The organism is Shimia sp., from assembly GCF_041624275.1.
Lineage (GTDB): Bacteria > Pseudomonadota > Alphaproteobacteria > Rhodobacterales > Rhodobacteraceae > Shimia.
The window spans coordinates 1-3,945 of the sequence record NZ_JBFJVE010000232.1 but is presented as its reverse complement, the minus strand read 5'-3'; the positions used below and the strand labels follow the sequence as shown (position 1 = coordinate 3,945).

Sequence of the window (3,945 nt, the reverse complement as noted above, 5' to 3'; positions counted from 1 at the left end):
GAGATCGCAGAGGCCTTTCGCGACGACCTGATCCTCCTGGCGATGTCGGCGACATTGGACGCCGCCCCGGTGGCCGCTTTGATGGGCGATGCGCCGGTGATCACCTCTGAGGGGCAGAGCCATCCGGTGGAGACCATCTGGCTCGACCGCCCCTTGCGCAAGGAAGAGCGGCTGGAACAGGCCACGGCGCGGCTGATCGAAAGGGCGGTGGGCGAGACCACGGGCGGGGTGCTGGTGTTCCTGCCCGGCGAGGGCGAGATCCGGCGCACGCAATCGCTGCTGAACCTGCCCGGTGATTGCCAGCTGCGGCCGCTTTACGGCGCCATGCCCTTCAAGGAGCAGCAGGCGGCGATAAGGCCCGTGGAACAGGGCCGCAAGGTGGTGCTGGCGACCGCGATCGCCGAGACCTCGCTGACCATTCAGGACATTCGCGTGGTGGTCGATGCCGGGCGGGCGCGGCGGGCACGGTTCGATCCCGGTTCGGGCATGGCGCGGCTGGTCACCGAAAGGGTGACGCGCGCCGAGGCCACGCAGCGGCGGGGCCGCGCCGGGCGGGTCGCCGAAGGGGTCTGCTACCGCCTCTGGACCAAGGGCGAAGAGGGCGGCATGCAGCCCTTTCCGCCGGCCGAGATCGAGGCGGCGGACCTGACCGGGCTGGCGCTGGAACTGGCGCTCTGGGGGGCGAAACCGGAAGACCTGGCGCTGCTGACACCGCCCAACGAAGGCGTCTTTGCCGAGGCGCAGGCGCTGTTGCAGATGCTGGGGGCGCTGGATGCGGGCAAGGCGATCACCGCCCATGGGCGGCGGCTGGCAAGGATCCCGCTGCACCCGCGGCTGGCGCATATGCTGGAGGTCGCCGGGGCCGGGGCGGCGGCGCTGGCGGCGCTGCTGGCGGCGCGCGATCCCTTGGGGCGCGGCGCGCCGGTGGATCTGCTGCTGCGGCTCGAGGCGCTGGCCGATCTGCGCGGCTTCACCGAACGCCGCCCCCATGCGGTGAACCGGGCGGCGCTGCACGGCATTCGCGATGAACAGAAACGGCTGACCCGGGGCGCATCCGCGGACAAGGCGGCCCTGAGCGCGGCGGAAATGGCCGCCCTGGCCTATCCCGACCGCATCGGGCTGCGCCGCAAGGGCGATGCGCCGCGCTTCGTGCTGTCGGGCGGCAAGGGGGCGGTGCTGGAACAGGACGACCCGCTGGCCAACACCCGGCTGATCGTGGTCACCGACACCGACGGCAACCCGCGCGAGGCGCGCATCCGGCAGGCGGTGGCCATTTCCGAGGCCGAGATCCGCGCCCTTTACGCCGAGCGCATCGCCTGGGCCGACAGCTGCGCATGGTCGCGCCGCGAACGGCGGGTGATCGCCCGCCGCGAGGAACGGCTGGGGGCGATCGCCCTGACCGAGCGGATCTGGAAGGAGGCGCCCGAAGAGGCCGTGGCGCGGGCGATGCTCGACGGGGTGCGCGACCTCGGCCTGACCCTGTCGGACAAGGCGCGCCGCTTTGTCGCCCGGGTCGAACTGCTGCGCGCCGCCGGGCATGATTTGCCCGACATGTCCGAGGCGGCGCTGCTCGACGGCCTCGAGGCCTGGCTGCTGCCGCATCTGGGCGGCGTGAAGACCGCCGAGCAGTGGAAACGCTTCGAGCTGCTCGAGGCGCTCAGGGCGCGGCTCGACTGGGGGCAGATGCAGCTCTTGGACCGCGAGGCGCCGGCCCATTTCACCACCCCGCTGGATCGAAACATTCCCATCGACTATTCCGGCGAGCACCCGGAAATCGCGCTGCGCCTGCAGGAGCTTTTCGGCCAGACCCGGCACCCGACGGTGGCCGGCACGCCGCTGCGGGTCACCCTGCTATCGCCCGCCGGGCGCCCGGTGCAGACGACGCTGGACATCCCCGGGTTCTGGGCCAGCTCTTACGCGGATGTGCGCAAGGACATGCGCGGGCGCTATCCGAAACACCCCTGGCCCGAAGACCCGACCGAGGCCGACCCGACCCTGCGCGCCAAGCGGAGAAACCGCTGAAACCCCTTGTTTTCCGGGCCGGGCCTTGTATTTCGGGGCGACGGGCGCATATACTGCAGACAGTCAAAAAAGTGAACCACCCTGAGCAGTCCGATGACCGATGGCTTCAAGAAAGCGCTGACCGAGATGGTCGGGCCGATGCTGCGCCGCCCCAAGCGGTTCCAGGTCGGCGCGCTGTGCTATCGCGACCGCGACGGCGCGCGCGAAGTGCTGCTGGTCTCGAGCCGGGGCACCGGGCGCTGGATCATCCCCAAGGGCTGGCCGATCGACGGCAAGAACGCCCCCGAGGCGGCATTGCAGGAAGCCTGGGAAGAGGCCGGCGTGCGCCGGGGCCAGATCACCGGAGAGGCGATCGGCACCTATGACTACGAGAAGGAACTGAAGACCGGCCTGCCGGTGCGGGTCGAGACGCTGGTGTTCCCGGTGCGGGTCAAACACCTGGCCGACCGCTATCCCGAATCCGGCGAACGGCGCCGCAAATGGGTCAGCCCCGAGGCCGCGGCCAATATGGTGAACGAGCCACAGTTGCAGGACATCCTGAGGCAGATGTAACGATTTTGTGGCGGTTTGGTGACCCATGGCTTGCGTCGCGGCCCCCTCTCGCCTAGTGCGACGGCGATTGCCATGCCAAAGGGGGACGATCCGGTGAGCACCCAACCCAACGACGCCGACCATCTGGAAACGCTGGATCGCGACCTGCATCGCTTTTCGCATCTCGAAACCGCCACCCAATACGTGGCGCGCCCCATGGTCGGCCCCGGCATCGCGCTGGTGTTCATCCTGCTGGCGGGCTTTGCCGCCTCGATGCTCTTCGGCCAGTCCTCGTCGAACCTGGTGGTGGCGATCGCGGCGGTGTTCGGTGCCTATATGGCGCTCAACATCGGTGCCAATGACGTCGCCAACAACATGGGGCCGGCGGTCGGCGCCAATGCGCTCAGCATGGGCGGCGCCATCGCCATCGCGGCGGTGTTCGAAAGCGCCGGCGCGCTGCTGGCCGGGGGCGACGTGGTCTCGACCATCTCCAAGGGCATCATCGATCCGACCGGCATCCAGAACGCGCAGATCTTCATCTGGGCGATGATGGCGGCGCTGATTTCATCGGCGCTCTGGGTCAACCTCGCGACCTATGTCGGGGCGCCGGTCTCGACCACCCATTCGGTGGTGGGCGGCGTCATGGGCGCCGGTATCGCCGCCGCCGGCTTTGCCGCCGTGAACTGGCCGACCATGGGCAAGATCGCCGCCTCATGGGTGATCTCGCCGGTTCTGGGCGGCGCCATCGCCGCCGGATTCCTGGCCCTGATCAAGGCCAAGATCATCTATCAGGACGACAAGATCGCCGCCGCCCGCCGCTGGGTGCCGATCCTGGTCGGCATCATGGCCGCCGCCTTTGCCTCCTATCTGGCGCTGAAGGGGCTGAAGCGCATCGTCAAGATCGACCTCGCCACGGCGCTGATGATCGGCGCCGCGATCGGCGTCGCGACCTATGTCGTCACCCGGCCGCTGATCCGCCGCCAGTCCGAGGGGCTGGAGAACCGCAACAAGTCGCTGAAGGTGCTGTTCGGCATGCCGCTGGTCTTCTCGGCGGCGCTTTTGTCCTTTGCCCATGGCGCCAATGACGTCGCCAATGCGGTCGGCCCGCTGGCGGCCATCGTCCATGCCTCGGAATTCGGCGATTTCGCCGCCAAGGTGGCGATCCCCAGCTGGGTGATGGTGATCGGCGCCTTCGGCATTTCCTTCGGCCTGTTCCTGTTCGGCCCCAAGCTGATCCGCATGGTCGGCAGCCAGATCACCAAGCTGAACCCGATGCGCGCCTATTGCGTCGCCCTGTCGGCGGCGATCACGGTGATCGTCGCCTCGTGGCTCGGCCTGCCGGTGTCCTCGACCCATATCGCCGTCGGCGGCGTCTTCGGGGTCGGCTTCTTC

3 protein-coding genes are annotated in these 3,945 nt (G+C 69.0%); all 3 read left to right on the top strand.

The features are described from left to right. A partial coding sequence (gene hrpB, locus ABZD10_RS14185) for an ATP-dependent helicase HrpB (RefSeq protein ID WP_372887458.1) occupies positions 1–2,022 on the top strand: 2,022 nt, incomplete at its 5' end. A 93-nt stretch (positions 2,023–2,115) separates the two neighbouring features. Continuing rightward, a complete protein-coding gene (locus ABZD10_RS14180) occupies positions 2,116–2,574 on the top strand; it encodes an NUDIX hydrolase (RefSeq protein ID WP_372887456.1) in 459 nt (152 codons plus the stop codon). A gap of 72 nt (positions 2,575–2,646) precedes the next feature. Beyond that, positions 2,647–3,945 (top strand): inorganic phosphate transporter (locus ABZD10_RS14175; protein ID WP_372887454.1); only part of this gene is annotated, 1,299 nt, incomplete at its 3' end.